General features: G+C 65.6%; 24 protein-coding genes and 1 pseudogene. 2 read left to right on the top strand and 23 right to left on the bottom strand.

All coding sequences use genetic code 11. From position 1 onward, the window contains the following. A pseudogene (locus BOO71_RS28010) lies at positions 1–309 on the top strand (IS4 family transposase); the annotation flags it as partial. A gap of 436 nt (positions 310–745) precedes the next feature. Here BOO71_RS28010 and BOO71_RS20635 read toward each other — a convergent pair. The 23 genes from BOO71_RS20635 to BOO71_RS20520 all read right to left on the bottom strand — a co-directional run bounded on the left by BOO71_RS20635 (position 746) and on the right by BOO71_RS20520 (position 24,570). Beyond that, positions 746–2,713: an AAA family ATPase gene (locus BOO71_RS20635; protein WP_075835582.1), complete on the bottom strand. Its 1,968-nt coding sequence runs from the start codon at positions 2,711–2,713 to the stop codon at positions 746–748. After that, positions 2,714–3,001, bottom strand: a complete 288-nt coding sequence (locus BOO71_RS20630; protein WP_075835580.1) for an HU family DNA-binding protein — start codon at positions 2,999–3,001, stop codon at positions 2,714–2,716. Next, a complete protein-coding gene (locus tag BOO71_RS27235; protein WP_139323087.1) occupies positions 2,926–3,489 on the bottom strand; it encodes a hypothetical protein in 564 nt (187 codons plus the stop codon). The genes BOO71_RS20630 and BOO71_RS27235 overlap by 76 nt, the downstream gene beginning before the upstream one ends. Continuing rightward, on the bottom strand, positions 3,486–3,899 hold the full coding sequence (locus tag BOO71_RS20625) for a hypothetical protein (protein ID WP_075835578.1): 414 nt from the start codon (positions 3,897–3,899) through the stop codon (positions 3,486–3,488). Before BOO71_RS20625 ends, BOO71_RS27235 begins: the two co-directional genes overlap by 4 nt. 49 nt (positions 3,900–3,948) lie before the next feature. Continuing rightward, complete coding sequence (locus tag BOO71_RS20620; RefSeq protein ID WP_075835577.1) at positions 3,949–4,449, bottom strand: single-stranded DNA-binding protein; 501 nt, start codon at positions 4,447–4,449, stop codon at positions 3,949–3,951. Next, complete coding sequence (locus tag BOO71_RS20615) at positions 4,412–4,738, bottom strand: hypothetical protein (RefSeq protein ID WP_139323086.1); 327 nt, start codon at positions 4,736–4,738, stop codon at positions 4,412–4,414. Before BOO71_RS20615 ends, BOO71_RS20620 begins: the two co-directional genes overlap by 38 nt. A gap of 67 nt (positions 4,739–4,805) precedes the next feature. Next, positions 4,806–5,165, bottom strand: coding sequence for a hypothetical protein (locus BOO71_RS20610; RefSeq protein WP_075835575.1), 360 nt, complete (start codon positions 5,163–5,165; stop codon positions 4,806–4,808). Between the two features lie 72 nt (positions 5,166–5,237). Beyond that, positions 5,238–6,233 carry a PIN domain-containing protein gene (locus BOO71_RS20605; RefSeq protein ID WP_303046759.1) on the bottom strand — a complete coding sequence of 332 codons (996 nt, stop codon included), beginning with the start codon at positions 6,231–6,233 and terminating at the stop codon, positions 5,238–5,240. An 11-nt stretch (positions 6,234–6,244) separates the two neighbouring features. Then, positions 6,245–6,436, bottom strand: a complete 192-nt coding sequence (locus BOO71_RS28470) for a hypothetical protein (protein ID WP_075835573.1) — start codon at positions 6,434–6,436, stop codon at positions 6,245–6,247. 45 nt (positions 6,437–6,481) lie between these two features. Further along, positions 6,482–7,042 carry a hypothetical protein gene (locus BOO71_RS20595; protein WP_075835572.1) on the bottom strand — a complete coding sequence of 187 codons (561 nt, stop codon included), beginning with the start codon at positions 7,040–7,042 and terminating at the stop codon, positions 6,482–6,484. Next, the gene (locus BOO71_RS20590; RefSeq protein ID WP_075835571.1) at positions 7,039–7,821 is read right to left on the bottom strand and encodes a PRTRC system ThiF family protein; all 783 of its coding nucleotides are present in this window, start codon (positions 7,819–7,821) and stop codon (positions 7,039–7,041) included. The genes BOO71_RS20595 and BOO71_RS20590 overlap by 4 nt, the downstream gene beginning before the upstream one ends. Before the next feature lie 357 nt (positions 7,822–8,178). Next, positions 8,179–8,634 carry a hypothetical protein gene (locus BOO71_RS20585; RefSeq protein WP_139323085.1) on the bottom strand — a complete coding sequence of 152 codons (456 nt, stop codon included), beginning with the start codon at positions 8,632–8,634 and terminating at the stop codon, positions 8,179–8,181. After that, positions 8,631–9,440, bottom strand: a complete 810-nt coding sequence (locus BOO71_RS20580) for a PRTRC system protein B (protein ID WP_175607495.1) — start codon at positions 9,438–9,440, stop codon at positions 8,631–8,633. Before BOO71_RS20580 ends, BOO71_RS20585 begins: the two co-directional genes overlap by 4 nt. A 675-nt stretch (positions 9,441–10,115) precedes the next feature. Next, positions 10,116–11,585, bottom strand: a complete 1,470-nt coding sequence (locus BOO71_RS20575) for a replication initiator protein A (RefSeq protein ID WP_083653692.1) — start codon at positions 11,583–11,585, stop codon at positions 10,116–10,118. Positions 11,586–11,633: 48 nt separating this feature from the next. After that, entirely contained in the window at positions 11,634–12,860 is a 1,227-nt protein-coding gene (locus BOO71_RS20570; protein WP_139323084.1) for a hypothetical protein, read from the bottom strand. Positions 12,861–12,920: 60 nt separating this feature from the next. After that, positions 12,921–14,192, bottom strand: coding sequence for an RNA-guided endonuclease IscB (gene iscB, locus BOO71_RS20565; RefSeq protein WP_075835567.1), 1,272 nt, complete (start codon positions 14,190–14,192; stop codon positions 12,921–12,923). A 237-nt stretch (positions 14,193–14,429) separates the two neighbouring features. Next, a complete protein-coding gene (locus BOO71_RS20560; RefSeq protein WP_075835566.1) occupies positions 14,430–14,657 on the bottom strand; it encodes a PRTRC system protein C in 228 nt (75 codons plus the stop codon). 56 nt (positions 14,658–14,713) lie between these two features. Then, positions 14,714–15,943, bottom strand: coding sequence for a PRTRC system protein E (locus tag BOO71_RS20555; RefSeq protein ID WP_217694920.1), 1,230 nt, complete (start codon positions 15,941–15,943; stop codon positions 14,714–14,716). A 45-nt stretch (positions 15,944–15,988) separates the two neighbouring features. Continuing rightward, positions 15,989–16,405: a hypothetical protein gene (locus BOO71_RS20550; protein WP_139323083.1), complete on the bottom strand. Its 417-nt coding sequence runs from the start codon at positions 16,403–16,405 to the stop codon at positions 15,989–15,991. Further along, entirely contained in the window at positions 16,369–17,541 is a 1,173-nt protein-coding gene (locus BOO71_RS20545; RefSeq protein WP_075835563.1) for an RNA-guided endonuclease InsQ/TnpB family protein, read from the bottom strand. Before BOO71_RS20545 ends, BOO71_RS20550 begins: the two co-directional genes overlap by 37 nt. 364 nt (positions 17,542–17,905) lie before the next feature. After that, positions 17,906–18,388, bottom strand: coding sequence for a hypothetical protein (locus BOO71_RS20540; protein WP_075835562.1), 483 nt, complete (start codon positions 18,386–18,388; stop codon positions 17,906–17,908). Positions 18,389–18,438: 50 nt separating this feature from the next. Then, positions 18,439–23,550: an N-6 DNA methylase gene (locus BOO71_RS26515; RefSeq protein WP_175607494.1), complete on the bottom strand. Its 5,112-nt coding sequence runs from the start codon at positions 23,548–23,550 to the stop codon at positions 18,439–18,441. A 387-nt stretch (positions 23,551–23,937) separates the two neighbouring features. Next, positions 23,938–24,570: a TetR/AcrR family transcriptional regulator gene (locus BOO71_RS20520; RefSeq protein ID WP_075831522.1), complete on the bottom strand. Its 633-nt coding sequence runs from the start codon at positions 24,568–24,570 to the stop codon at positions 23,938–23,940. 72 nt (positions 24,571–24,642) lie between these two features. On the opposite strand from BOO71_RS20520, the gene BOO71_RS20515 reads away from it, so the two are divergent. Further along, positions 24,643–25,141, top strand: a 499-nt coding sequence (locus BOO71_RS20515) for an FAD-dependent monooxygenase (RefSeq protein ID WP_175607493.1), incomplete at its 3' end; no start/stop codon positions are given.

Raw genomic sequence — 25,141 nt, 5'->3', positions numbered from 1 at the left:
TTTGCGATGGAGTTTCCGTTCCGGGACGGCAAGCAGTTCGCGGGCCTGGGTGATTGCCAGTCCCGTCAGGCTCAGGCGCTGCACTTCCACTGGAATATGGCGCTGCATAGCGTTTCTGTAGCCAGAGCCAGTCAGTTGATGAACCAGCGGGCTGGCCCGCTGGTCTTCAGCATGGAAGACGAAAAACGCCGTGCCTATAACGAATTTTTCGCTGATCGAATTTTATCTCTGTTGCCTGGCGATCTGACTTGCGAAAAATTCGCCCCACAGATCGCCGACCTGCTGCTCCTGGGGGTCAAGGCTGCTTGAAACCTTCCGGACTACTGATTCAGAAACCTGCTCTAGAAGTGCTGGAAGTGCATTTGAACGCCATTTGAGCTGCTGTCCAGTGCGCCGTCACCGCGAGGATGCCAGGTATAGAAATGAAACCCAGCCCCCACCAGCGCAACCTTCCCGTCGCCCGCACTTCCCGGCGTGGCCTGCCATCTGCACCCCCGGCCCCACGCAAGCCCACACAAAGGGCAACCCCAGCGGCGCAGTGTCGGGGAGATAGTTGCCGTGGTCAGCGTGATAGGCGCCCAGGGTCATCAGCAGTGTGGGGTGACCGTTTCGGTCAGCGGAAAGCTGTCCTGCGGTGTGACCCGCGTTCAGGTGTTTGGGTGCGAGATCTCGGCATGTTGCCCGGCGTGAGCCCTCTGGAGGTGGCGGCGCAGTGGTTCAGTGCGTGATGCGCGTCTGCGTGCATCTAGCTCAGCCGCTCGCGCAGCCGGGAGTGGCGTGCGGGCTGCGGCGTGGCGGCGCAGGTGTCCCAGGCCGCGCGCAGGCCGCAGGCGATCAGGGTGGTTCTGGCCCGCGTGACCGCCGTGTAGGCCAGCGTGCGGGTCAGCAGCCGCGCGTGTTCGGGCGAAAGGCAGACCATCACCGCGTTCCATTCGCTGCCCTGAGCGCGGTGGACGCTCAGGGCGTAGGCCAGTTCCAGTGGACCGTTCAGCGTAAAACGGTGCGCCTCGCCGCCGAACTCGGCTTCCACGGTGTGGCCCGCGCTCAACACCACGCCGGTCTGTCCGTTCATGAGTCCGCTCTGGCGGTCATTGACGGTCACAATGACCGGATCGCCTGGTCTGAGTGCGCCACTGCCGGGATTGAAATTCTGCTGCATGGCCGCGTTCAGCGCCCGTGTGCCCAGTGCCCCGTTTCGGCCCGCGCTCAGGATGATCGGCGGCCCGTCTGCGGTGATGTGAGCGTGGGCCAGCGCCACCACCTCGCGGGCGCTTCCGGTCTCGGTGAAGGCAACGCCTGTGCTCGCCGGACGCTCACCGCCGATCAGCATGCCCGCCAGCTCAAGGACCGGGCTGCTTGCGCCCTGGCGGTGAACGCGGCTCAGCCGGGCAGCGGGCACCCGGCCAATCAAAGCGGGCAGCGGCCAGCCGGGATCGACGGGCGGCAGTTGATCGGGGTCACCCACCAGAATGACGCGCCCGCCGTCAGGGACGCAGCGCAGCAATGCGCCGAGCAATTCGTTGCTGAGCATGCTGGCCTCGTCTACCACCACCGCGCCAGCCTGCAGCATGCCGCTTCCAAAGTGCGTGCCGTCGTGGCCCAGCAGCCGGTGCAGGGTCAGGGCGGCCCGGCCCGTGGCCTGCTCCAGCCGGGCCGCCGCCTTGCCTGTCGGGGCGCACAGCAGTGTGGTCAGCCCCGCTGCTTCCAGGCTGGTGATCACGGCGCCAATGGTGGTGGTCTTGCCGGTGCCGGGGCCGCCTGTGATCACGCACAGCGCCTCGCGGCAGGCCAGCCCGACAGCCGCGCGCTGGTCTTCACTGAGCCGCTCACTGGGCGCAGGCCCCAGAGCCGTGATGTCGGCCTCCATCACCCGGATCACGTCGCCTGCCAGCCACCGCTCGGTTCGCAGCGCTTGCGGGGTGTAGAGCCAGCCTGCGTCCTCTTCGAGGAGTCCGCCCGCGCATGCGGCTTTCAGTGCTGCGCCGATCTCGGTGCTTTCCAGGGCGTGCTGTTCTGTGAGTTTCCCCGCGAGAACGCCGCGCGGCAGTCCGGTGTGGCCGTCTGCGGCGGCCTCGTTCACCAGGGCCAGGGCCAGGGCTGATCCCCTGCGCGGGTCAAAGGCGCTGATGCCCAGGCGGCGGGCCATGGTGTCGAGAACCTCCAGGGGCACGCCGTACTGCACCGCCAGGTAGGGATTGCCGCGCACAAAGGCCGTGGCTCCCGCGCCCTGTGCCGCCAGCAGGCGTGCGGCGTGTTCGGGCCACAGTCCGGTCTCGCTCAGGTCTGAGAGGGTCTGGCGCAGCCGCGCCTGCCGCCGGGCGTGGTGGCACATGGCCCTGACGACGCTGGGCGCAGCGGGGGGCGGCGGCGGCGTGCCGCGCGTGGCGGCGGCAACCATCTGTGACGCCGAGTCGCCCCACCGCCGCGTGAGGGCCAGCGCCCCGGCCCGCTGGATGCCGGTCATCAGTCCGTAAAAGGCCAGGTCGATTTCGCCGGACGTGACCACCCGCTCGGCGTGAATCAGGGTGTGGCCGCTCAGTTCGGCGTGCAGGGTGGCCCCCACGGGCGCGGCGGGCAGCAGGCCGGTGACGGTGAGTGATTTCCCGTCTACTTCAAGCACGCCCCCGCTCTCGGCTCCGCGCGTCCAGCGGCGCGTGAGCGTGCCCGTGACGGTGGTGCCGGACTGGTTGTCTGCGCTGGGCGGCGCAGACATCTAATCGTGTTCCGGGTGGCACGGCAACATGCCCCTGAGCCCCTGTATGGCCCGGAAACGCACCCGCACGCGCGGCCCCTCATCCGTTCTGGCTTTGACCTCGACGATCTGGAAGGTGCCGACGTGCGGCAGGATGACGCTGATGTGGTCAAGCAGGGCTTCTTCGATCACCCGGAACATTGCATCGATGGCGCTTCTGGACTGCGCCGGGTTCAGTCCGCAGCGCAGGGCAAGCTGGGCGCTGAGCTGGGCCGCGCCGATTTGTGGGGGGAGGTCACGTTCTGGCATGTTCCGTAGCCTGCCACCGCTGGGGGTGACGCGCCCGCAAAAATCCGCACGGCCACGGTGGCGCCCACCACCGCCGCGTGGGCCGCGCCACGCTGCTGTAAGGTTCGCACCACTTCAAGCAGTTGTCCGGGAGAGAGCTGCGCCCTGCGGGCGGCGGCGGCGAGTGTCCAGGACTGCTCTCCAAGTGCGGCGCAGACGTGCGCGATCTGGTCATTGCGGGGGGGCGGCCCGTGTGGAGTGGGCTGATACGCCGCCGCCCGGCCTGCCCAGCCGTGGCCCTGTAGGCGCAGCGCAAACAGGCGGGCGCAGAGTTCGTCCAGCGCCGGAGCCGGGTCAGCGCCGAGTATGGCCCTGGCCTGCGCGGCGCTGAGCGTGCCTTTTGAGCGCAGCTCGGTCAGGACGCGCTGCGCCCCGGCGCTGAGACCCGTGGCCCGGTGCGGGGTCTGGGCGAAGAAGATGGCGGCGTCCTGGGGCAATTTGCGTGTCATTCGTCTTCCAGGCCAAACCACAGCGCCGCCCGTTTGCCGCGCAGGTCACGCCCAGGCGGCAGAGCAGGCCGCACATAGACCCGCACCGGGTCCAGAGGCAAAGCGGGACGCAGCACCAGGCGCAGGGCCGCGAGGGTGGCCCGGATGCGCCGGGCCTGGCCGTAAGAGCCGTACACGCGCACCTGAACGCAGGCGTTCAGAACGGGCGCACAGGCCGCTTTGGGACTGTCCAGCAAATTAAGCGTGAGGGTGAAGCGGACGCTGCTGAGCAGCGGGTCAGGCTGCCAGGTCAGGACTGTTCGTTTGTCGCCGCGTGTGGCGTGGTGCAGGAATACGCCCTGACGGGCCAGCGCCTGAGAGACCGGGTGGGCGCTGAACTGTTCGGCCCATGTGGGGGAGAGAGTGGACATGACGGCAAGCGGGCCGGGCAACGCTGCCCGGCCCGGCCTGTTTTGTTGTTTAGTCGGCGGCCTCGGCGCCCGCTGCCGCGTGAAGCTGCCTTCGTCCGCCTGGCAGTGCGAATTCAGGATCGGCGCGTCCGCCGCCCCGGAACATGACCAGCGTGACATACCAGAAATCTGCGTCCCCTTTCTCGCGTAAATGTTCGGGATCGGTGGCTTTGGCCCCGCGCGAATACTTGACGGCTTCCGGCAGTTTCATCTTGCGGGTTTCGACCTCTTCAAGCAGCCTCTGCTTGTACGCATGCCCGCCGCAAAAGACGACGTGTTCGCCTTCGGGCGTCACCCAGGGCCGCGCGCCGATCAAACTCCAATCGAAGGTGTCGTGCGCCGCGAGGGGCAATTGCAGGCCGCCGCCGATGGGCGCACTCGCCGGGCGCATGCCCTGTGCGCCGTAGTGACGCTGCAGCGTTCTGAGATCGGCGATGGTCTGGGCCTGCACGGTGATAGGGGTACCCAGGGCGTCAAGCAGGGCCAGGGTCAGGGTATGGGGGACGGGCATGGTTTCTCCTTTGTCCGGCGCGCTGTTCGGCGGGGACATGCTTCCTTGTGGCCGGGGGCGCGTCCCCGGCCAGGGCTGCCCAGCTCAAACCTGGCAGCACGCCCCGCAGCCGGATGGCGTCAGCGCTGCCCAGTGCGCCGCCGCCGACAAACGTGGCAATTGCCTGGGGATCAACGCCGCTGGCGGCACAGAGCTGGCTCAGGTTGGCAAAAGGGCTGTGTTCCATCGCGTCGGCCAGTGGGGGGCCGTGTACAAAGCTTCTCAGAACGTACTGGGTCAGAGATTCCATGTGGTACAGACTGGGCGCATTGGGGGTGATGTTCCGGCACAATGCGGCGGCGCTGGCCGTGTCCTACTCAGGTCTTCGGGCCCGCTACGCTGCGCCGCCGCACGTCCAGCTCCTCTTGGAGTCGCCCATAGGCCACCGAATGCGCTGGATTGTCGCTCCCTGCAATCTGAACTACCTCGATTTCCACGCCGCGCAGCCGGGCCAGCCGGTGAACTGCGCGTGCCAGCCCGATCATGGGATGCTTGCCCTGTGGGCCGCGCAGGAGCGTGGCACTCAGGGCGCAGTCCAGATGCAGAGTCAGGTGTCCGGGGCGGGCTAAGCTGATCGCGTATCCGGCGGCGCGCAGTTCGGCCTCGGCAATCGAGGCCACGCGCCGAACAGCGCTGTGGCTCACGCCGTCAATGACCACACTCAGCGCCGTAAGCACGCGACTTTTTTTTGCGCGGATTGGCCGGGCGCATTGAAGCGTCGCTGTAGGCGATCTGGGTTGGCATGACCCTTATTTTGACGCTGCTGGCCGTGATGCGGCGGGGCTGCGGGGCAAGAGCGCCCCGGCGAGCTGACCCTCTCGTACCATCAGCCGGTAACTGCTGCCCTTGAACAGCGCCGTGAAGGCCGGGCCGCTCAGCGTCCGGACGCGCCGGTCTGAGCAGCGCACCCGCACGACCCCGCCCTCTTCGGGGCTGATCAGGTATTCGCACGACGGCTGACCCGCCGGGTCTGAGAGCAGAACGTGGGTGGGGGCGCGCAGCCCGGTCAGTAGCTCGTCGGCCATCACCGGTATCCGGCGCAGTTCGGGGTGAACGCTCAGCTCGCGGGCCTCGTAAGCGCGCAGGGCTGTCCAGACCGCTTTGCGGGCGGCCTCGCTGCCGGCCACCCGCACAGCCCGCCCAGCGGCCAGCAGACGCCCCACCCGCCGCAGCCGCCGTGCCACGGTGGGGTTCATGCACGCCAGGGCGCGCAGTTCGTTCAGGGCGGTGTCGGGGGTTAGGGCGGCGAGTGCGGGAGCGTGCAGGGTCAAGACAGGGGTCATGCGCGTCAGGTGGCCCTGGCGCGCAAACGCCAGGGCCAGGAGTAGATGATCCGGGCACTTCCAGCGCAGCTCGCCCTCCACCCAGTCCACCACCGGAAAGCCTGCCACCCGGCGGGACTCGCGGCTATTGTGCGTCACCAGCGTCAGGCCGCGCGCCAGTGTCATGCCCGCGTTCAGCAGGTCATACGGGCCAATGGGTGTCCCCTGCGCCTTGAGGGCGGCTCGGATGCTGGCGGTCACGCGGGCGTCGCCTGCTCGGTAGTCCAGCACCGCCACCTGCGGCAGCCACAGCGCCAGGGCGGCCTCCACGGCGGCGCGCTTGGCGGGAACCTGGGCCAGCCCGAATTCGATTTCCATGACCGTCACACCGCTCAGGGCCAGCGTGGACGGCGGGTGCAGGGCCATGTGGACGCGCACCTGCCCCATGCCCCGCACCGCGTAGCTGATGATGTCGGTGTCCAGCAGGTACTGAATCAGAACAGCTCCCGGTCTTCCAGGGGCGGCAGATCGTCGCGGGACAGCGTGAAGTCTGCCAGCTCCGCCGTGACTGCGGCAGAGAAGAAGGCCAGAGCTTGTGGGGACCACTGCCCCTCTGTTTCCTCCAGAGCGGCGGGTTTACCGTTGCGGGCAATGATCACGGTCTCGCCACGCTCGGCGGCCTCCACCAGTTTGCTCAGTTGGGTCTAGGCGTCGTGCATGTTCACCTCTGGCTAAGCGGTTGGCTCATTCGGGAAAGGGTTGTTCTCCAGCCCCCAGCCATCTGCCCGCACGCCGTCCGTCCAAGCGTCAATCAGATGAATGACGCCGCTCAGGGCGTCGCATTCGTGAATGGACAGCTCCGTTCTGGCGCGCATCTCCAGCAGTGTTTCCTTCTGAAGGGCCAGCGTCTCCCAGTCGGTGCCTGCCAGCGCCGCGTCCAATCCGTCCGGCACGCTGGAAGGAACGGTATACATCTCGGTGCCGCCCTTCTGCCTCGGTTCGTAGTCGGCTTCGAGCAGATCAAGCAGATCGCTATGAATGTCCAGCGCCTTCAAAAAGGCCAGATCATTGAAGGGCTGGCCGCTGCCCTCCTCTTGAGGCCCGCTCTCGTCATAAACATGCCGCGAGCCGTCTGCAAGGGTCAGGGTCAGCCGAGTGGGCAGCGGCAACCCGGACTCGGAGCCAGGTTTCCAGGCGACGGCGAGCTGTGTGACGGAGGTGTCCAGTGAGAGTTCCCTCCCCAGAATGGCGGCGATACGGAGGAGGGCGGCGGCGCGTGCGCGGAGGTTCATAAAGTCTCCTGGGGCGTGGTGATCTGGGTCGGCAGCAGCCCGGCCATCCTGACCTCGCCGCGTTTCTTGCGTTTCTTGGGCACGGGCGCGGCCAGGACCCGTGCAGTCCCGCTCAAGTTGACAAACACTGCCGCACTCTCGGTCTGACCGCTCAGCAGCAGATCGCCGATCATCTGCGCGGCCTGGAGGGCCACCGCCGGATTGATGAACAGGTGCTGCCTGAGCAGCGCCTCCGCCGCCGAGCAGCTCGGTACGTCGTCTTCCCCGCCCGCCATCCCAGACGGGTCAAGGGTAACGACGTGTGGGAGCGCCGCGCCGCCGCCCACCTGGCCCAGCACCACCTGACCGCACGCCGCGTCGTTGCCGCAGTCGAGCCAGTAGGTGAGTCGGCCCGCGCCTTCGAGCAATTCGAGCAGCTCCCGCCGGGCCTGCCCGCTGTCCACGGCGCTGATGACCAGGTGTGAGGCCAGTTTCAAATCCCCGGCCTCCAGCACCCGTCCGTGGCCCTCCCAGTTCAGTCCGGCGTACAAGTTGCACCGCTCGGTCAGGGCCACGGCCTTGAAGCGGCCCACGTCGCCCGGTGCGAAGTTCTGGCGGCTGAGGTTGCTGACGCTCACCCGGTCTGGGTCGAAGGCGCGCACCCACAGGCCCGCTCCGCCCAGCGCCCGCACGGCCTGGTCGAGCCGCACCAAATGGGTCAGGATCAGGCTGCCGGTGCCGCCGACGCCCACCAGGATGATTTGACACGGCACGCGCGGATCGAAGGTAATGGTGTGCATGGTGTCCGGGTGGCCCCGGCAGGGGGCCAGGGGTTCGGGTGCCCGCCTGGGTTGTTGATGGCACCCGCCTGCGTCCGCCGGACGTATGCGTGCAGACCAGCCCCGCGTCTTCGAGTTCACTGATGCGCTTGCTGACGCGCGTGCCCAGTCGGGCGTGCAGCTCGGGCAGACCCAGCGCCCTCAGTGCGGCGCACTGAAAGCTGCTCAGCGCCGGGCCGTCCTCATACGGACTCCGATTAAAAGGTGTTGTAAACACCTGTGATCCGAGCGGAGCGAGAAGGAGAAAAACGGGTTCCGGGCGTGGAGTGTAGAGATCGGAGTTTTCCCGATCTCTACACGAAACAAACGGAATCCGTATCAGCCGTCACCGCCCCCCTGCCCCGCGAGTAGCTTCCGCACCATGTCCAGGTGACTCCAGCCGCAATACCCGGTGGCCTGGTCTTCGCCGCCTACGCTTTTTATGCGTTCAAAAGGTGCGTCAGGGCCGCACAGCAGCGTTTCAAGCTGCTCTTTTAGGGCCGCACTCGCCCGCCGCTCGGCGTCCAGCAGTTCCCGCAGCAGCGCGTGCTCGCGTTTGATGCGGGGCAGGGCCGCGATGTTGTCCGCGTGGGCCGCCGTGATCGCCACGGCTACCACCCGGTCTGCGCCATCGGAGACAACACTGCCTGCGCGGTACCAGTGATCAGCCCGGGTCAAGATGGGCGGGGCTTTGGAAATCGGCAGATACGGCGGTTCGTAGCTGGAGTTGCGCTCTGAAGTTGAGGTGGTCATGTCCACCATTGAACCGCCGCTGGGGGTAGCGCTTTCGTTCATCTCAGCGCCCCAGTCAGGCTCAGGCCCGCGTCCATCAGCACGTTCTCGGGAAATGCGCCGTCTGCGGCGGCCTTATTGAGCAGCTCCTCATAGCTCCCTCCCCAGTGGGTGTCTTTGTGGGTGCGGCTGGGATGGGTAAAGGACGACGTGAAAAAGGCGTCCTCCCACACGCCCTGATCCTGGGGCGTCACGGTCTGCGGATACCGCGCGGTGCCCCGGCATATCACGCCGCCTGCGAACAGGTTCCAGTACGGCGCGTGGCACAGCGGGGTCTCAGCGTGGGGCCGCTCTGACCCGCGAACGGCAAAAACCTTGAGGGTGCCTGGCGAGGCGACAAAGACCAGCCCAGGATGCGGCAGTGGCGTGCCGTTCAGTCCGGCCAGCGTCTTCGTGCCCTGGTACGCTGGTTCAAATCTCAACGTCCGCAGGCCGGGAGGGAGCCACCACGCCAGCGTGTCCGGGCCGCACGCCAGGGTGCTGGCCTGCGTGAACTGCACATCGCTCTGGCCGGCAGCCCGCGCGAGTTCGCGCAGATCATTCAGGGTGCAGTTCGAACCGCTGCCCAGCTCGAAGCCGCTGGCGTAATCCTGGATAGGGTGGCGCAGCAGCACGGTGCCGCCGACCTGGCTGGCGTAAACGATCAGGGCCAGCGTGGGTACATACAGGGGGGCAGGCTGGGTGAAGACCGTCTGGAGACCACTTTGCAGTTCGTAAGGCATGCTGTGCGGTCTGGCCTGGGCCTTTCGGCCCAGGCCAGGGGTGCGGCGGATTGGGTTGGCAATGCCCACCATCTGGGTCTGGTGCAAGGTGAAAACGTGACGCCCAGAACCCGCATTGCCCGCCATGAACTGAGACACAAATCCCGAACCATGATCATCAACGCGCCGTCCATTGGCGCTCAAAACTGGCCTTCCCGGCCCTCCAGACGTTGAAACCACCCAGAGCCAGCAAAACATTTGAAAGAGACCTTCCTGGCATTCTCAGAGCCGTGAAGACGGCTTTGAGAGCCAGCCTGATGCGCGGCCTGCATTCAGAAATACAAAGCATTCCACAGCAAACGCTGTCAGATCATTCTTTCCAGCGCCGCACCTTGATTGATGATCTTTGAATGCTTTTAAAAAGATAAAAAAGATTGATGAATCATCATCAGGAAGGCAGCGCCGATGCCGTTCTGGACGGCATATTTTCTTTTAACCACTCAGAAACTACGGGAAGAAAGGCCCCCAATCCCTCAGAAACTACGGGAAGAAAAATCTCAACCCCTCAGAAACTACGGGAAACTCCGGACGCCCCCCGCCGCCAACCCCTCAGAAACTACGGGAGGAAAATCAGCTCTTCCCTCGGAAACTACGGGAGGGTTTTTGAGATCTTTCCAGTTAATCCCTCAGAAACTACGGCAAAGGGCGGCCAAGACAGCCCGCTTTCCCTCAGAAACTACGGGAAGTGGGTTGGGCCAGGAAAACCCCCGTCTCAGACTGATTTTACTTCTGTTTTCCCTCAGAAACTACGGGAAGGGGTTGGGGGGCTTTCCCTCGGAAACTACGGGAGCCGTTCAGGGCCGTCTGAAGGTCTTCGACCAGCACTTCCAGGGCAAGTGAGCCTCCAGTCAGCGCATGCGTGGCCTGCTGAACCAGGTGGCGGGCGTCCAGCGTCCCGCCTTGGAGTGCCTCGCCGAGTACGGCGCGCTGGTGCAGCGGCAGCCGCTTGAGGACGCCCAGCAGGGTGAGCTGCCGCAGGGTCCAGTCCACCAGCGCCTGGCCTTCCAGGGCCGCAATACGGGCCTCTTCCTGGGCGTCCCGGATCTCCAAATCCTGCTGATCGCGCCGGTTTGATGTCGCCCGCGCTGCTGGCGTGGGCTTCGTGGCTCCCGCACCGGCTGGAAGATCGGCAAAATCTTCAGGGCGCTGCACCATCGCTACCATCAGGCCGCCCCGGTTGCCGATGGGCCGCACACTGACTTTGACGTACTGGTCAAACCGGCGCGCCGCTTCCTCAATGCGCTCTGGGAAGACCATCGAAAGCCGCACAGCCACCCCCTGCTTGACGCCCCGCTCGCCCAGCAGCGCCGCGAGATGAGGGTGCTGGCTCACCGGTGGCGGTCCGAACACGTAACGCACATCCTTGCTGCGGCCCCGGCCCGTGATAACCACCTCGGCGATGTAGCCACGCGCCAGGAGTTCTTTGTGGGCTGGCTCCAGGGTGCGGAGCAGATTGTCGGGACGGTCACTGGTCAGACCCAGCCGGGTACTCCACGCCAGGAGCGGCGCGCTGATCTCCGCAACCAGGCCATTCGCCGTGCGCTCATCGAAATGCAGCGCGTCGAGCTGACGGTAGACCGCCCGCACCAGCGGTTGACTCAGCGAGCGGTAGAACTCTACATCCAGCGGTTTGATATACCCCGCCCGCAGGCTTTCCATAATGGGCGGCGCGAGCTGTACCGTGATGACGTTGGTTCCGCGAATCCCTGCCTTGGAGCGCGCATATGAGAGGTAGCTGAGCTGGGCGAAGGACTGCGTGGTCCAGGCCTGCGCCCCGCTGGCATACCAGCCCTCATCGATGGTGTACGACGCCTTGTTGAGCCGGATCAGACTCTCCTGAAGAGACTGGTAATACTGGGCGGTATCGGGCAAGCCTGAAGTCTTGAGGAGCGCGTAGGCCGACACGCTAAAGGGGCCGTCGGGCAGACCGGCCTCGAAACACAGGTTGAGCAGCCCCACCATGAAATCGTTGTCCAATCCGTGCGGCACCACCTGATCGGCGGGGACGGTACAGGTGACGATGACTGGGCGTCCGTCTGGGGTCAGCGCCTGTTTTTGCCAGCGCTGCAAGTTTGCTGGCACCGTTTTCTGGCCGCTGATCAGCGCCAGTCGGCCCAGATTCAGCTCATCGTATCCGCTGGTCACTTCCGAGACCGGGAGCTGCGGGATACTCCGGGGTTTGCTCGGAGGCATGGGGGCATTGTAGGTTCTTTGCTGCCGCTGGAGGCACAGACTTACACTTTACGCGGGCGCACATAGCTTTTCGAGATCCATCAGCGCCCCGTGAACCTTGGTCAGCGCTGCCTGAGCGTGGGCCATGTTCTGTAGTGCTGTAGTCAGCCGCGCGGCGCTTTCCCGTGAGGCGTCCAGGTGCAGCGCGTAAAAGGGATTGTCCTCGCCGCCCTGCCAGTGGCACTCGGTAAATTCGCTCACCAGATCAAAGGCCGGGCAGTATCCGTCCCCGCCCGTGGTGTAGAGCCGCGTGACCAGCGGCAGGCCGCTGATGTTCCCCACCTCAGCATCATCCATACCGGGCAGGGCGTCGTCTGCTGCGATCAGCGCCGCCAGGGCATCTGCCAGGCGCGTCCAGGCCAGGGCCAGTGGCCCGCCCGCTGCCCCGCGTGTCCGCAGGGCGCTCAGGGTGGCCTCCTCGTCCGGCGGCCTCCACAGCAGCGCATGGGGAAACGAGTCACTGAGTAGGGCGGCGTGTTGTAACCCCAGCCGCCGGGCCAATTTCAGCACTGTGCGCGGTTGGTTGAGCATCGTTTCAAGTCGCGCGTTGCGTTCCCCCTCGCCTTCCTCGGCAAAGCGGTCATACAGCTCCTCGGCAAGCCGGTCTGAGTTCCACCAGTAGTCGGCGTGATCTTGCAGGCCGCCGGGGCCAAACGAAGGTTCGCTGCGTGCGCTGCGGCGCTCAATGCAACGGAGTACCCCGCCCAGCACCCGCAGGTCTTTCCCCAGGTGGCGGGCCAGGTGTTCCAGGCCGTACACGCCGTCCACGTTGTTCTCGAAACAGAGTCCGAGTCCGGTCTCGCCGTGCAGGGTGACGCTCACCTGGGTGATGCTCAGCGGGTAACGCTGCTCCAGCGCCGCAATCAGTTGCTCGCCCGCGTCCTCGCCGGGCGTCAGTCCCAGGTGGGTCAGTGCGCCGTGAAGCGTCGCCTGGATGGCCTGCGCGGCCTGATCGGCTTGCGCCTGGCGCGTTTGAGATGCCTTCAGTTCGGCGCGCAGTTGCACGGGCCGCACGTTGCCCAGACCGGGCGCACTTATGGGAGCAAGGGGGCCAGGGCCGCGCATGGCGCGGGCGACCTGTTCTGCCGTGGCGGGTTCAGTAGGGAACGCGCAGCGCTTTTTAGTTCTGGCAACGTCCCTTGACCCAGCACCACCGGGACGCGGTGTGGCGGGACGGGTGGCGGCGGGAGGGACGGCGGCGGCAACGTCTACCACTTCCTGCTCAGCCTGGGGCAAGGCGTGAGGGCTTGCAAAGCTGCGGAGCAGAGGAATGGGGCCGCGCCCGCCAAGGTACGGTTAAAAGCTGTAGCCATAGCCATCTCCTTTGTGCAGGGTTGAGAAGAACCTGTGGTGGATGCTGTCCACCTGGGGCAGCCGGAAGCTGCCCGTGGCCCGCACGGAAACCCGCCCGGTGTATGTCCCGGCCTTCTTGCCCACTGTGACCACCGCCCGCACGATATCCCCGGTCTGAAAACCAAAGAACACCTTCTGGTGCGTCCGGTGGCGAACAGGAAAGCCGTACCTGTCCGTGCCGCACACCTGGCGGTTGCCCCGCCCCATGCTCTTGATCAGCAGCGGCTTCCGGCGTTGGACGGCCACCGCCGCCCCTGATTCCCCCACGCAGGCCGCGTCGATCCAGTGGGCTTTGTCATATTCCTGCGCCTGGCGGTTGAAACTGGTCTGCGCCCCGATACCCAGTGGAAACGGGCAGCCGAACTGGCGGAGTTCTCCCAGCAAGCGCGTCTTCGTGGCGTTTACAGCGGCGGTGTCGTGCAGGCCTGCTTTCTGCTGGGTCTGAATTTTTCGCAGGATGGCGGGCTTCTTTGCCAGGAACTCTCCGAGTTCTTGGTTGCCTTTCTTCTCGTTGCAGGCCCGGCAGGACAGGACGAGATTGGATACGCGGTCTGAGCCGCCCCGCGAGCGTGGCGTCAGGTGTTCGACTTCCCGGCCTTCTTTGCCGCAGTACGCGCGCAATCCGTCCCACTTGTTCAGCAGATAGGCGCGAATCTCCGTACCCAGCAAGGTGCCGCGCTGGTATTCCACACCCCGGATGTCGGGGCTTTCCATCTTTTGCATGTCGAAGCTGACCAGTTCCATTGCAATGGAGTCCATCATGGTTGAGCGGTCAATCTTCCTGGCCCACGACAGCGTGGTCAGGACGCGGTGCATCAGGGACGGGGGCAGCCACCCGGCAGGCCGGGTGCGGTTCAGGAAGCGGGCTGGACGGTAGCGCAACTTCCGGCTGCGCCGCGAGGAACGCAGCGCCCGCCGTGCCAGCAGTTTCAGCTTGATCGCCCGTCCCCGGTGGGTCAGTTCCGCGCCCCAGATGCACCGCTTGCCGTTCTTACCGTCCAGTACCAGGGCCATGCCCGTCGTCTTGCTGCCAGGGTCAATCTTGAGAGCCAGGGGCTGAGATTGCGTCCCCGACGTTTCTTTCAGAATGATGGTGAAGGGGTATCTCCGCCACACGGCGGCTCTCCCGGCGGTCAGGAGCATCCTGGCCCGCTTCGCCGTACACGGCATCAGCGGGGAGTGGTCTGGGTTGAGAACGAAGGCTCGGCTGCTCATGTGTGTTCCTTGCGCGCAGGCGCCATGTAAATTTCGCCTTGAATTGAAGTGTCGGTTCGTCTCAAAATGGGGGCTGTTTCCCGGCGGCTTCGTTCGTTTTGAACCACAGAGCGACAAACTGGCAAGGCATTCGTCGGTGTGCAACTTCAAATCGTTTACCCGTTTTGCGGGTCTTCGGGTCACTCAGACACTGGCCTCAACGGTCAATGCCTCGGCCTTCAGGCCGGGGATGAGTGACTAGCCCTTGCGCCCGTAGTTGGTGATGAAGGTGTACGTGATAGTTCCGGCCAAGAGATCGGTCTGCGGGCTGCCGATCCCGGCGTTGAGCAGCTCCGGGTGCGACGTGGCGTAAAAGGTCTTGACCTGCTCCGGGGTCATGTCGGGGTTGGGGTCAGCCAGGGTGGTCTGGTTGTGCTTGAACAGCCGACGGGCGACAGTTGCCTGCGCTTGCTTTTTCTGTGTCATGACGTCGAACTGGCCCCGGATGTCCGGGGCCAGGGGTGTGATGCGGGCGGGCAGGGTCAGAACAGGCTTTCGTTCTCGCGCAGTTCCAGGGTAAAGGTGACAGTAGTGGCGGAAGCGCCGGGCTTGAAGGTGCGCTTGACGCTCTGTGTTTCATGGCCATCGGCCTCGGCAGTGATCGTCCACTGCCCTTCAGGCAGCACGCACTCGCCGTCCACCGCGACATTGACCTGGCCCAGCGACGCGGTGACCGCCGCGTCCGCAGGACTCACGCTGACCCTCAGCGCCGAGCCCTGCTGAGCCGAGAAGTCGTAGGCCCGGTCACTGCTCAGCATCAGCGTTTTGCTGTGCGTGCCCAGCAGCGGGTGTGTGGCGGTGAGCAGCACTGTGCTGGGGACCAACGCGTTGTCGCCCGCCGTGACTGCGACGTTCTGACCCTCGACTGTGGCGGACAGCATGGTGTCCGGGGCGGCGCTCAGGTTCAGGGTGTGCAGTGTGGGAGCTGGCCCAGCAGGCGCGGGCAGTGTGTCCGCTTTGGGCGCGGCGGGTTTTTTCTGCGCTGCCTTTGTCTCGGTCTTCTGGGGGGCCGCCTTCACCGTCTCGGCTTTCTTCCTGGCGCTGTCCACAGCCTTGCGCTGGGCGCTGGCGGCCTGCTCGAAGGCTTTGACGGCGCTCAAGCGCGCGGCGACATACGGCTGCAGTGCGGCGATCAGGTGGTCATCGAAGAAGGCGGGGGTGCCGGTCACGATCACCGGCACGGCGGTCTCGGTGCCGCTCGCTTGCGGCGTGAAGCCCAGTGTGACCTCGCGGCCAATTTTCATCATCGTCAGGGTGATGACGCCCGCTTCTCCGATCATGGCCGCGAGCTGGCTGATCAGGCCGCCGTCCACAGGCTCGTCCGGGTCAGGCGCATGCGCCTGACCTGTGCCTTCTGTTCCGGTGTCCAGTGCGTTCGTGTCCGCGTCGCCCCGCACTTCGTCCTCTTCAGCTTTTCTGTCCTCATCTGCGAGTGGCTCGGCAGCCACCGACAGCCGCTGCGGTTCAAAGGGGGCAATGACCGGGCGCGCAGTTACCACGAACAGAGATTCAATCTCGCGCAGGAATGCGCGGTACATTGCGCCGCCGCCGTTTTTCTGCGGATGGGCTTTGCTGACCCGCAAATACTCGGCTTCCAGCGTGGTGCCCGTGGCCGTGGCGTACAGCTCGGCGGCCCGCGCCTTGTCCAGCGGGTTGATGGCTTCGTCGTGGCCGGGGATGAACGCCTGGCCTCCTTCTTGATATGTCGTCATGACCATTGATTGGCCCGTGCTCCCGTCAGGGAGTCGGGCCAGGACTCAGAACAGCGCCTGGGCCTGCATTCTGACAGCAGGCGGCGATTTTTTCGGCTGATCCTGGAGCAATTCTTCAAGTCGTGCGGCACTGTAAGTGACGCGCGCTGTCGCCCGCCCCCGGTTGCCTTGCAACGTCAGGTGGTTGCCCCGCACCTCAGTCACGGCGCAGCTCGTCGTCCGCTTGCGGTCGTGCCAGACCAGCGTGCCAAGAAATGAGCCTGGTGCGAGCTTCAGGCGTTGCGCGGCGAGTTCGTTGGCGACCCATTCGCGCCGCCGTGTCAGGACTTCGCGGGCCTGGTACATATCCATGCCGAAGTCTCCGCTGTCGGCTGAGCCGATGCCCAGCTCGCCGCCGAGTCTGGCCTTGATGTCGTCGCTGTGAATTACCCCAGCCCTAAAGGGCGGGGCTTCTCGTGGCACGCAGTCTCCGTTGAGATACGTTGAGCCACGAAGCGCAATCCCTGCGCCAGAATGTTCTTTGCTGCATTCACATCGGCATTTTCGGTGTGCCCACAGCTTAAACATTTGAAGTGTGCCTGACTGGCCCGGTTCCCCCGCTTGGTGTGGCCGCAAACGCGACAACGCTGAGACGTGAATCTGGGGTCTACGGCGATGACTCTTTTCCCGGCCCATTCTGCCTTGGAAGAGAGGATTTGAAAGAACTGCCCCCACCCGACATCGTGTATCTGCTTGCTCAGGTTGCCCTGAGCCAGTCCCTTCACATTCAGGTCTTCGTGACAGATCAGATCGTGTTTCGTGATGAGCTTTCTGGCTTCCTCGTGGTGCAGTTGAAGGCGCTGTCGTGCGGTCTTGCGGTACAGCTTTGCCACCCGTTCTCTGGCCTTCTTGCGGCGGTTGCTGTGCTTTTTTGGCTTGCGAGCCAAGGAACGCTGCGCCACCCTGAGCTTCTTGCTGCTGGACTGAAACAGCCTGTGGTTCTTGCAATACTCCCCGTCCGAGGTGACGAAAAACCATGTGGTTCCCACGTCGATTCCGACGCTGGAACTTGTTTGTGCCAGTGGTTCGCCTCTGGGCATTTCGCAGGTCAGCACGGCGTACCACTCCGTTCCTTCCCGCTTGACCGCCAGCGTCTTGATCTTGCCCGCAAACGGACGGTGCAGCTTCAATCTTACGTTGCCGATCTTGGGCAAATAGATGTGCTTGCCGTCCGCCGTCACGCTGTTCTGGGAAGGCTGAGGATAAGTGAAGCTGTTGTATCTGTCGCGGCTGCGAAATCTGGGATACCCAGCCTTCTGTCCCGACTTCACCCGGCTGAAAAACCCCTTGAAGCTCTTTTCCAGCCGCTTTGCCACGTCCTGCAGCACCTGGGCGTTCACGCCCAGATATTCCGGCAACGCCTCTTTCACTTCCGGCAAGGACTTCATCTGATCGTAGGCCGATATGGTCTTACCTGCCTTCGTATACGCGCCTTTGCGCTCTTCCAGCATCCCGTTGTACAGCCGCTGGCAGAGAATCAAAGTCGTCTCCAGCGCGGCGGTTTGCGCCTTCGTCGGAGACAATCTGTACTTGAATGCCCTCAGCGTGGTACTTTCCATCTGCTTCACCTCCCTTAAAGGTGTTTGCCGTGCCTCCGGTGAGTCCAATCACGCGGGGGTGTTGCTCATTTAGCTTAACGCAGAACCGGAGGCTTCGGCTTAGCCGCCCCGTTGGGGTGGGTGCCACCACACCCCCACGGATAAATCCGGGGGCACTGTGGCACTTTTGGTAGACCTGCCACGGCCCAGGCTGGGCCTTACCACTGAGAATAGGCCACCAGAGTTTCAGGCTGCTGCTGTCGGTCTGCTGCGGATAAGCGCCCGCGGGGCGGGGCGGTGGGCAGCCGATCTCCGGGTGTTTTGTTTTCATGGCGCGTGGGGTGGCCGGGGGAACACTCCCCGGCCAGGAGTGCAGTGCCAGCTCCTAGTTCAGCCCCAGGATCGCCCAGTCCTGAGCGTCGCTCATGGCCTCGGCGAACAGGTCATTCTCGATCTGCTGGCGCTGCACGGGGGGCAGATCGCTGGGCACGCCGCTGACACTCTGGCAGGCCAGCACCTCGCCGCCCGCGTTCATCGCCCGGACGCTCAGCCGCAGGTACTGCCAGTCCACCCCAAGCGCGGCCCGGCGCGTGGCGCTGCGGCGCACCCTGGACTGCGCTTCATTTCGGGCGTCCCGCAGGGGCAAACCCAGCGCCTGAACGCTCAGAGCAATCTCGTCGGCGGGATTCCAGGCGGGCACAAAGAACAGTCCCTGGCGCACCGGCAGGCTGCCCGGACGCGGCTCCGGGCTGAGGGTGCCGTAGGCGTGATCACCGTGAGTCTGGCCCTGGGCGTCCGGCTGGACATTCAGGCTCAGGGTAATCTGGCGAATGTCTCCTGAGTGGATGCGGGCAGTGAAGGGATCCATGCCGCCGCCCTGGCCCCCTCCAGGCACGGGAGGGGGCCAGGACTGATGTGCTACACCGCCGTTGCCAGCAGCGCGTCCACCCGCACACGCAGCCGGGTGTCTCTGGCAAGCAGAAGCTGGCGGGTGCGCTGTGAACGCTGCGGATCAGGGACGATCAGCGTGACCACGCGCACGCTCTGATCGGCCCGGTATTCCAGGGCGAAGACGGCTGCGCCGCTCAGCGCCCCGGCTTCCAGGTGATCGTCCACCACGCTGAACAGCGCCTGATGGGGCCGCGCGGCGTGGGCCACGCTCAGCCCGTAAGGCCGCGCGGGAGGGGGAGTGATGGGCATGGGTTCACTGGACACGGGGGCGGCCTGACCCGCTGGCTGGGCAACCGCTGCTGGCTGGGCAACCACTTCTGCAACCGGCTGGGCCTCAGCCTCGATCTGCTCGCGCAGCTTCCTGGGCAGCGCCGTCAGCGCCTCGTCCCCGTAAGCGTCCTCGTCCCTCGTGGGCGTGACCTGTTCGGGTTCGATCTCGGAAATGGCCAGCAGCTTCAGCGCGTGACCCGGCAGCTCCTCTACCGCCACGCTGGGGCTGGCCGATTCCGCGAGTTTGACCCGGTAACTCACGCCTCCCGTGGTGAACTCCAGGCCGGGATGCATCGGCAGGCCCGCCGCCCACACCGGAGCCGCCTTGAGCCGTGTCACGGCGGACAGTGGATGCCCAGCGGCGCGCAGCCTGACCACTCCGGCGTGCAGCGTCCGCAGCGCCGTGACCAGGCGCGTGATCCCGGCTTTGTCATGGACGCTCGGCCCCTTCTCGCGGCCCTGTGCCGCAGCGTGGCGGGACCGCAGGAGCCGGATGGTGTCCAGGTACTCGCGGATCATGGCCGCGTCGTCCAGCAGGGTCGCGGCGCGGGTCTGCTGGTGTCTCTCCTCTTTCTTTTTCAGAATCTGGGCGCGCATGGCCTGTGGATCGCGGCTGAGCATCACGGCCAGTTCCTCGCCGTCAAAGCCCGCGTCGCTGTTCTCGCAGCTCAGCACCGAAGGGTCATACACCTGCTCGGCCCAGCCTTTCTTGCCCAGCATGTTCTGATACCTGAGCATGTCAAACGAGTCGCGTCCGAAGTACAGGTGGTTGCGAATCTTTAAGACCCGCGTGCCCTGCCGCCGGGCGCGTCCGATGCGCTGATCGAAGGCCTTGGAGTGGTGCGGGTAGTCCAGGTGGTGCAGGTCCGTGGCCCCCTGGAAGTTGGCCCCCTGCTCGATCACGGCGCTGCCGATCACGCAGCTCAGCTCACCGCGTTGCAGCCGCCTTTCGACCCCCAGTCTCTGCCCCGCCGCCGGATGGCTGCTGGCGGTGATGGTCTCGATCTCACCCGCTGGATACCCCCCGGCGATCAGCATGTCCCTGAGCGCGCTGTACGCCTCGCCGCCTTTGCCGCCCATCGACAGGAAGACCACGTTGCGCCCACCCGCCTCCCGGGCTTTCAAACACGCGCTCACGCACTCGGCAAAGCGCACGCTGGGGGCACCCACCCCCAGCAGCGGTGGATGCAGGGTCAGTTTCATCATCCGGGCGAAGATCGAGAACAGGTGCATTTTTCCTTCGCTCTCGACTTCAGCCAGGCTCCCGCGTTCCTCCTCGTAACGCTCCATGACCTCGGCAGGAAGATCGAACAGGTGTTCCACTGTTTCCAGCGGCGGCAGCGGCATCCCCACGCCTGTGTGCATCAGGCAGGTGTCCTCGGTCTCGCGGATGACGTGCTGGGCCATGATGGCGCGCAGTTCGGGCAGATTGCGAAAGCCCACCACGCAGGGTTTGAACTCCACCTCGCCGTCCGGCAGGGTGATCAGCCGGGACTCGATCACGCAAAATCTCGCGGTAAAGGCGGCCACGGTGCTCAGGCCATACGCGGCCAGGGCGTCCGTGTGCAGCGCGAGCTGGTTAAAGATTTCGATGGGGCTGTTGGTAAACCAGGTAGCGCTCAGGCCCACGGTGGCCCCGCCGAACGCGCGCACGAAGCGGTATTTGTGCACTGCGTCGATGGCCCGGTTGGACTCGCCGCCGCTGCCCAGGAACTTGGGATTGCTCTCCCCGTAGACCGTGGGGGCGCTGTACGAATTCTTGAGCGCGTGCACCTCGTCGGTGATGATCGCCCCGATGCCCAGCACTTCCCAGGGGAGGTCGGTGTGTGTGGACACGCGCACGCGGGCGAGGTGACGGCCCACGGTCTTTTCCACTGCGCTCAGTTTGCGGTGGCCGCTCATCTTGCGGCTTCTCTCGTCAAAGGTGGTGCCCTGATCGGCTCCGGCCATCAGCGTGGGGTCACTGTGGATCATTCGCAGCCGGGTCTCTTCGAGCATGGGGACGGCCTCGAAGGCGTCGAGGGTCAGGATCACCACGTCTGGCGGGTGCGTCAGCAGCCGGGCCAGCTTGGCCGAACGCGCTCCGGCGCTCTCGGATCTCACGACTGGCTCGCCGTTCTCGTCGAGGGTAAAGCTGCCGTTTTCATTGCAGGCCACCGCGCCGCCGATCACCACGACGTTCAGTTTTTCCAGCGCCGTGCGGGCGTTCATCACCCAGTCGGCCAGCCTGGAGAGCGGCACCACAATCGCCACCGTGCGCGCCCGCCCGGATTGCAGCAGCAGCGCGGCCAGCATCAGCCCAGTCAGCGTTTTGCCCAGCCCCACGTCGAAGTTCAGGATCGCCCCGTCCATGCGCGCCGCTGTGCGGACGTGCGCGGCCTGGAAAGGGTGGGCGAGTGGGCCGCTGTACCCGGCGAGCAGCAGCGGGCGGTGATCGGGCTGCGCCGGAATCAGCCCGTACCGCCCCTCGTTGAGCAGCCGCTCGATTTCGGCGGCGTAAGGCCCGCCCAGTACGAACGAGCGGAACTGCGCGGCCAGTTCTTTTTCCCAGCGTCCGGCGGCCTGGACGTGGGCGGCGCGTTCGGCGGCGATCTGTTCGGGACTTTTGAGGTTCTGGTTGACCACCGTGCCCACCGGGGTGGCGAAGTTCAGGTACGCCTCTAGGGCGCGCACCCGGCCCGGCTCGATCTGGCGGCGGTCTTCCAGGTTGTCGGCCCCCGACAGGGTGTTGCGGATGCGGAGCGTGACGGCCCCACCCTCGCGCGCCGCATGCAGCAGGCCCACGCGCTCGCCGTCTTTGTCCCAGGCATTGCGTTTCAGGGTGGTATAGCTGCCCAGAGCGGCATTGACCCACTCGCTCAGGATGCTTTCCGGGATCAGCGGGTCACGCGCTTCCAGGGTCATGTCGCTCAGGTCCGTCCAGGGCGCCAGGGCGCGCAGTTCGCACGCCTGAGAGATGAGCGCCTCACGTTCCTGGCCGCTGGCGGATGCGCTGAGTTCCTCGGCGTGTAGCGCGCGGCTGTGGGCGTTGCCGCGCAGGTAGGTGCTCCTGGCTTCCCACAGCCGCCCGGTGTAGGCGTAGGCGGCTCTCAGGTGGGCATATGCGGCGTTCTGGGTCACGCCCGCGTGCTGGCTCAGGTTCGCCGCGCTGAGCATGCCGTAGGCTTCGAGTTCCTGGGCCACGGCCTCCATACCCTGCCCCTGAAACGTGAGCGGCTGTGCGGGCAATTCGGCCAGCAGCGCCCCGACGTCACCCTCTCCGGTCAGCACCCCCAGCACGTTCAGGGTGCGGGCCGCTTTCTTGAGTGCCGGAATGTCGTAAGCGCCGTGCTGGGCCAGGTGCGCCGTGTGGGCCTGGAGCGCCTCGTCACGGCGGGCCTGCGCGCCGCCCCTGTTCACCGCCGCTCTTGCCGCCACCACCGCGCGCGCGACGTTCAGGGCGCTCAGGGTGCTGGGCGTGTTCAGGGCGTCCGCGTACTGCCAGCCTCCGCGCGCAAAACGGTAGCGTCCGCAGGAGCTGACCTGACCGTTCTGAATCGGGTGCGCCTGTGGCACGCCCTGAGCCGCACGCGCCGAGGCGTCTGATCCCAGCAGGGTGTAGACGGCGCTGAGCAGACCGGTGCGGGTGAGGACGCCGTGCTGACGGTCCCTGCAAAAAGCCGTGACCGTTTCGAGCTTGTCCGCGTCCAGATGGAGTGGGCCGCCGTAAACCGGATCGCCGAAGCGTCCGGCGCGCAGCGTTTCCTCTTTAGATTCGCCCAGGCGCGGGAAGCCGTAGGTGGTCTGCCAGGTCTCATTGCGCTTGTAAAACAGCGCTGTGCCCGTGACGAAGTGCCTGAGCAGTCCGTCATCTGTCATTCGGGCTTCCCGCAGTGTGGCCCGCTCGTCCTCGCTCAGCTTTTTCATGGCCTCTCCCACCCCGGCGTCGTGGCGGCGCAGGATCAGCAGCGCGGTGCTCACGCCTGCCCCGGTGGCCCGGAAAGCACTTTCGGGAATGGCGCTGGCGCACAGCAGATGGGCGCTGTCCAGCAGGCGCTCACGCAACATCTGTTCGCTGGGATTTCTGAGCATGCTTTCGGGAACGATAACGGCCATCAGTCCGCCGCCCTGCAGGCGCTCCAGACCAGCCAGGACGAAGTACCAGTGGGCGGCCTCAATCTCTGGACGGTCCCGGTAGGCGCTGGCCCCGCGCACCCCGAAGGGTGGGTTGCCGATCACCACGTCAAAGGGGGCGTCCCCGCTCTGGGTGTGGTAGGTCTCGAAGGGGGCATGGTGGACGTGTGCGTGCGGGTAGAGTGTGCGCGCCACGCGCGCGGTGGTCTCGTCGATTTCCACGCCGCTCAGCAGCGTGCCTTGCGGGGCGTGCTCGAAGAACACTCCGCCGCCGCAGGCGAACTCCAATGCGCGGCTCCCGGCTTTTAAGCCCTCCAGCACATTCCACATGAAGCCCGCCAGAGCGCCGGGGGTGTAAAAGGCGCTGGTGGAGCCGCCCAGATTGCCCTCACCGCTCCACGCCCGCAGCGCCGCCGTGGCCTGGGGGGTCATGGTGCCCTCGCTCATCGCCACCTCGCGGGCCAGGCCATTGGCCCGCACTCGCTCGGCGTCGCTGGCCTTGACCAGCGCCTCGGTGCCCAGCGGCAGACCGGACGTGTCGGGGGCGCGGCTGGGCGTGCTGAGCATGGTAAAGGCGGCCAGTTCCGTCTGTTCTTCAGGGAGGGCCGGGACCGCTGAGGGTTCTTGCTGCCCGGGTTCTTCCAGGGCGGCGAACAGACTGGGGACGGTGGACTTGGCCTTTGAAGTTTGAGTCATGGCCGTCAACTGGCCCGCTGGCAGGGCCAGCGGGCCACGGCTTGTTGACCGGGCCGCGAGAAGTTGGATGTTCCGCCACCACGCCCCCTGCCCTGCTGTCCCTTTGCCTCCCCACCCTGAGCGCCTCCCGGTGTGGGTGGCCGTGTTCACTTGCATGTGCGCGGGCAGCGGCCTGACATTGAATGCCGACCCGAAGCTCTTACCCTGGCGTTGCTGATGGCCTCGGTGGCCGTTGGCGCGGTGGCGTGGCGGGTCTGGGGCAAATAGGGGCTTGACGAGAGGCGGAGCAGGAATCTGCCCTTGGAAGACAGACCACACTTCTAGCGGTATGGGAAAGCTGCGGTGGTCAAGGTCAGCGCTGGCATGTGCAGCGTGGCTGAACCTTTCTCAGATGTCTGACGACAGGTCGCGTTCTCCTGAAGACGTGTCCAACCACGGGGTAAGGGCCATCTGGGTGACCCGCAGGAGGGTGGCGCGCAGCTCTACTGGATCCTGTGGAGGCTCCTGCTCTTCAAAAAAGAGATCCAGCACTCCTGTCACTGCCCCGATGAAGGCTCCAGTCAGTGCAGCAGCCGAGATCGGACTGAGGTCTGCTGGGAAGACAGCGGCCAGATGGCGGGCAATTTCGCGCTGCGCGTCGAATTGATGTTGGAGTGCCCGGCCACGGACAGCGGGAACCGTTCGCATCAACCGCAATCGCAACGCCGCCCGGCGGCCCGTCAGGTCATCAGACTCCTGGGCGGAGGTGGTCATGGCGCGCAGCAACACCTGGACTGGGCCGTCGCCAGGCTGCCGGGCCGCGATGGCGCCAATGGCTGCGCCGATGCGCGCGTCGCTCTCCGGGAACAGCAGGTCTTCCTTGCTGGCAAAGTAGCTGAAGATGGCCCGCTTGCTGATCTCGGCGGCGGCGGCAATGTCGTCCAGGGTGGTTTCGGTGTAACCGTGCCGCTCGAAAAGGTCCGTTGCCGCAGTGAGGATGGCCTGTCGGGTACGCAGGCGCTTGCGTTCGCGCAAAGTCATAAAGACCATTGTAGTCACCGGATGCAAACATTCACTCGTTGCAAAATTGCGTCCAGTGAAATATAACTACCTATGACCCTTCCGCGCGTCCTGATTTCCGGCGCTGGTATCGCTGGCCCCACCCTCGCGTACTGGCTGGCGCGCAGCGGCTGGCAGCCCACCGTCATCGAGCGCTCAGACGGCCTGCGCTCCAGCGGCAATCCTGTGGATGTGCGCGGCCTGGCATTGAGCGTCGCCGAACGCATGGGCATCGTCGCGGCCCTTCAGGCCGCCGCGACGCCCGTGCGGGCCATGAGCTTGTATGACCGAGTGGGGCACCGCTTCGCCCGTCTGCCCACCCCAGCGGGCCGCAGCGATGCGGGCACCCCTGAACTTGAGCTTCCCCGCAGTGACCTGGCCCACGTCCTGTTTCAGGCGGCCCATGACGACACGGAGGTCCTCTTTGGCGACACCATCACCGCCTTGCAGCAGGATGCGGACGGCGTGGAGGTCACCTTTGAGCGTCACGCCGCCCGGCGCTTCGACCTGGTGATCGGCGCGGACGGCCTGCACTCCACCGTGCGCCGTCTGG

Source organism: Deinococcus marmoris, from assembly GCF_001949125.1.
Classification (GTDB): domain Bacteria; phylum Deinococcota; class Deinococci; order Deinococcales; family Deinococcaceae; genus Deinococcus; species Deinococcus marmoris_A.
This window is presented reverse-complemented; position numbering and strand designations above follow the sequence as displayed.

Excerpts from the sequence above, each read along its gene's own strand:
- BOO71_RS20635 (WP_075835582.1), bottom strand. The coding sequence starts at position 2,713 with ATGTCTGCGCCGCCCAGCGCAGACAACCAGTCCGGCACCACCGTCACG.
- BOO71_RS20630 (WP_075835580.1), bottom strand. The coding sequence starts at position 3,001 with ATGCCAGAACGTGACCTCCCCCCACAAATCGGCGCGGCCCAGCTCAGC.
- BOO71_RS27235 (WP_139323087.1), bottom strand. The coding sequence starts at position 3,489 with ATGACACGCAAATTGCCCCAGGACGCCGCCATCTTCTTCGCCCAGACC.
- BOO71_RS20625 (WP_075835578.1), bottom strand. The coding sequence starts at position 3,899 with ATGTCCACTCTCTCCCCCACATGGGCCGAACAGTTCAGCGCCCACCCG.
- BOO71_RS20620 (WP_075835577.1), bottom strand. The coding sequence starts at position 4,449 with ATGCCCGTCCCCCATACCCTGACCCTGGCCCTGCTTGACGCCCTGGGT.
- BOO71_RS20615 (WP_139323086.1), bottom strand. The coding sequence starts at position 4,738 with ATGGAATCTCTGACCCAGTACGTTCTGAGAAGCTTTGTACACGGCCCC.
- BOO71_RS20595 (WP_075835572.1), bottom strand. The coding sequence starts at position 7,042 with ATGAACCTCCGCGCACGCGCCGCCGCCCTCCTCCGTATCGCCGCCATT.
- BOO71_RS20590 (WP_075835571.1), bottom strand. The coding sequence starts at position 7,821 with ATGCACACCATTACCTTCGATCCGCGCGTGCCGTGTCAAATCATCCTG.
- BOO71_RS20585 (WP_139323085.1), bottom strand. The coding sequence starts at position 8,634 with ATGAACGAAAGCGCTACCCCCAGCGGCGGTTCAATGGTGGACATGACC.
- BOO71_RS20575 (WP_083653692.1), bottom strand. The coding sequence starts at position 11,585 with ATGCCTCCGAGCAAACCCCGGAGTATCCCGCAGCTCCCGGTCTCGGAA.
- iscB (WP_075835567.1), bottom strand. The coding sequence starts at position 14,192 with ATGAGCAGCCGAGCCTTCGTTCTCAACCCAGACCACTCCCCGCTGATG.
- BOO71_RS20560 (WP_075835566.1), bottom strand. The coding sequence starts at position 14,657 with ATGACACAGAAAAAGCAAGCGCAGGCAACTGTCGCCCGTCGGCTGTTC.
- BOO71_RS20555 (WP_217694920.1), bottom strand. The coding sequence starts at position 15,943 with ATGACGACATATCAAGAAGGAGGCCAGGCGTTCATCCCCGGCCACGAC.
- BOO71_RS20545 (WP_075835563.1), bottom strand. The coding sequence starts at position 17,541 with ATGGAAAGTACCACGCTGAGGGCATTCAAGTACAGATTGTCTCCGACG.
- BOO71_RS20540 (WP_075835562.1), bottom strand. The coding sequence starts at position 18,388 with ATGGATCCCTTCACTGCCCGCATCCACTCAGGAGACATTCGCCAGATT.
- BOO71_RS26515 (WP_175607494.1), bottom strand. The coding sequence starts at position 23,550 with ATGACTCAAACTTCAAAGGCCAAGTCCACCGTCCCCAGTCTGTTCGCC.
- BOO71_RS20520 (WP_075831522.1), bottom strand. The coding sequence starts at position 24,570 with ATGACTTTGCGCGAACGCAAGCGCCTGCGTACCCGACAGGCCATCCTC.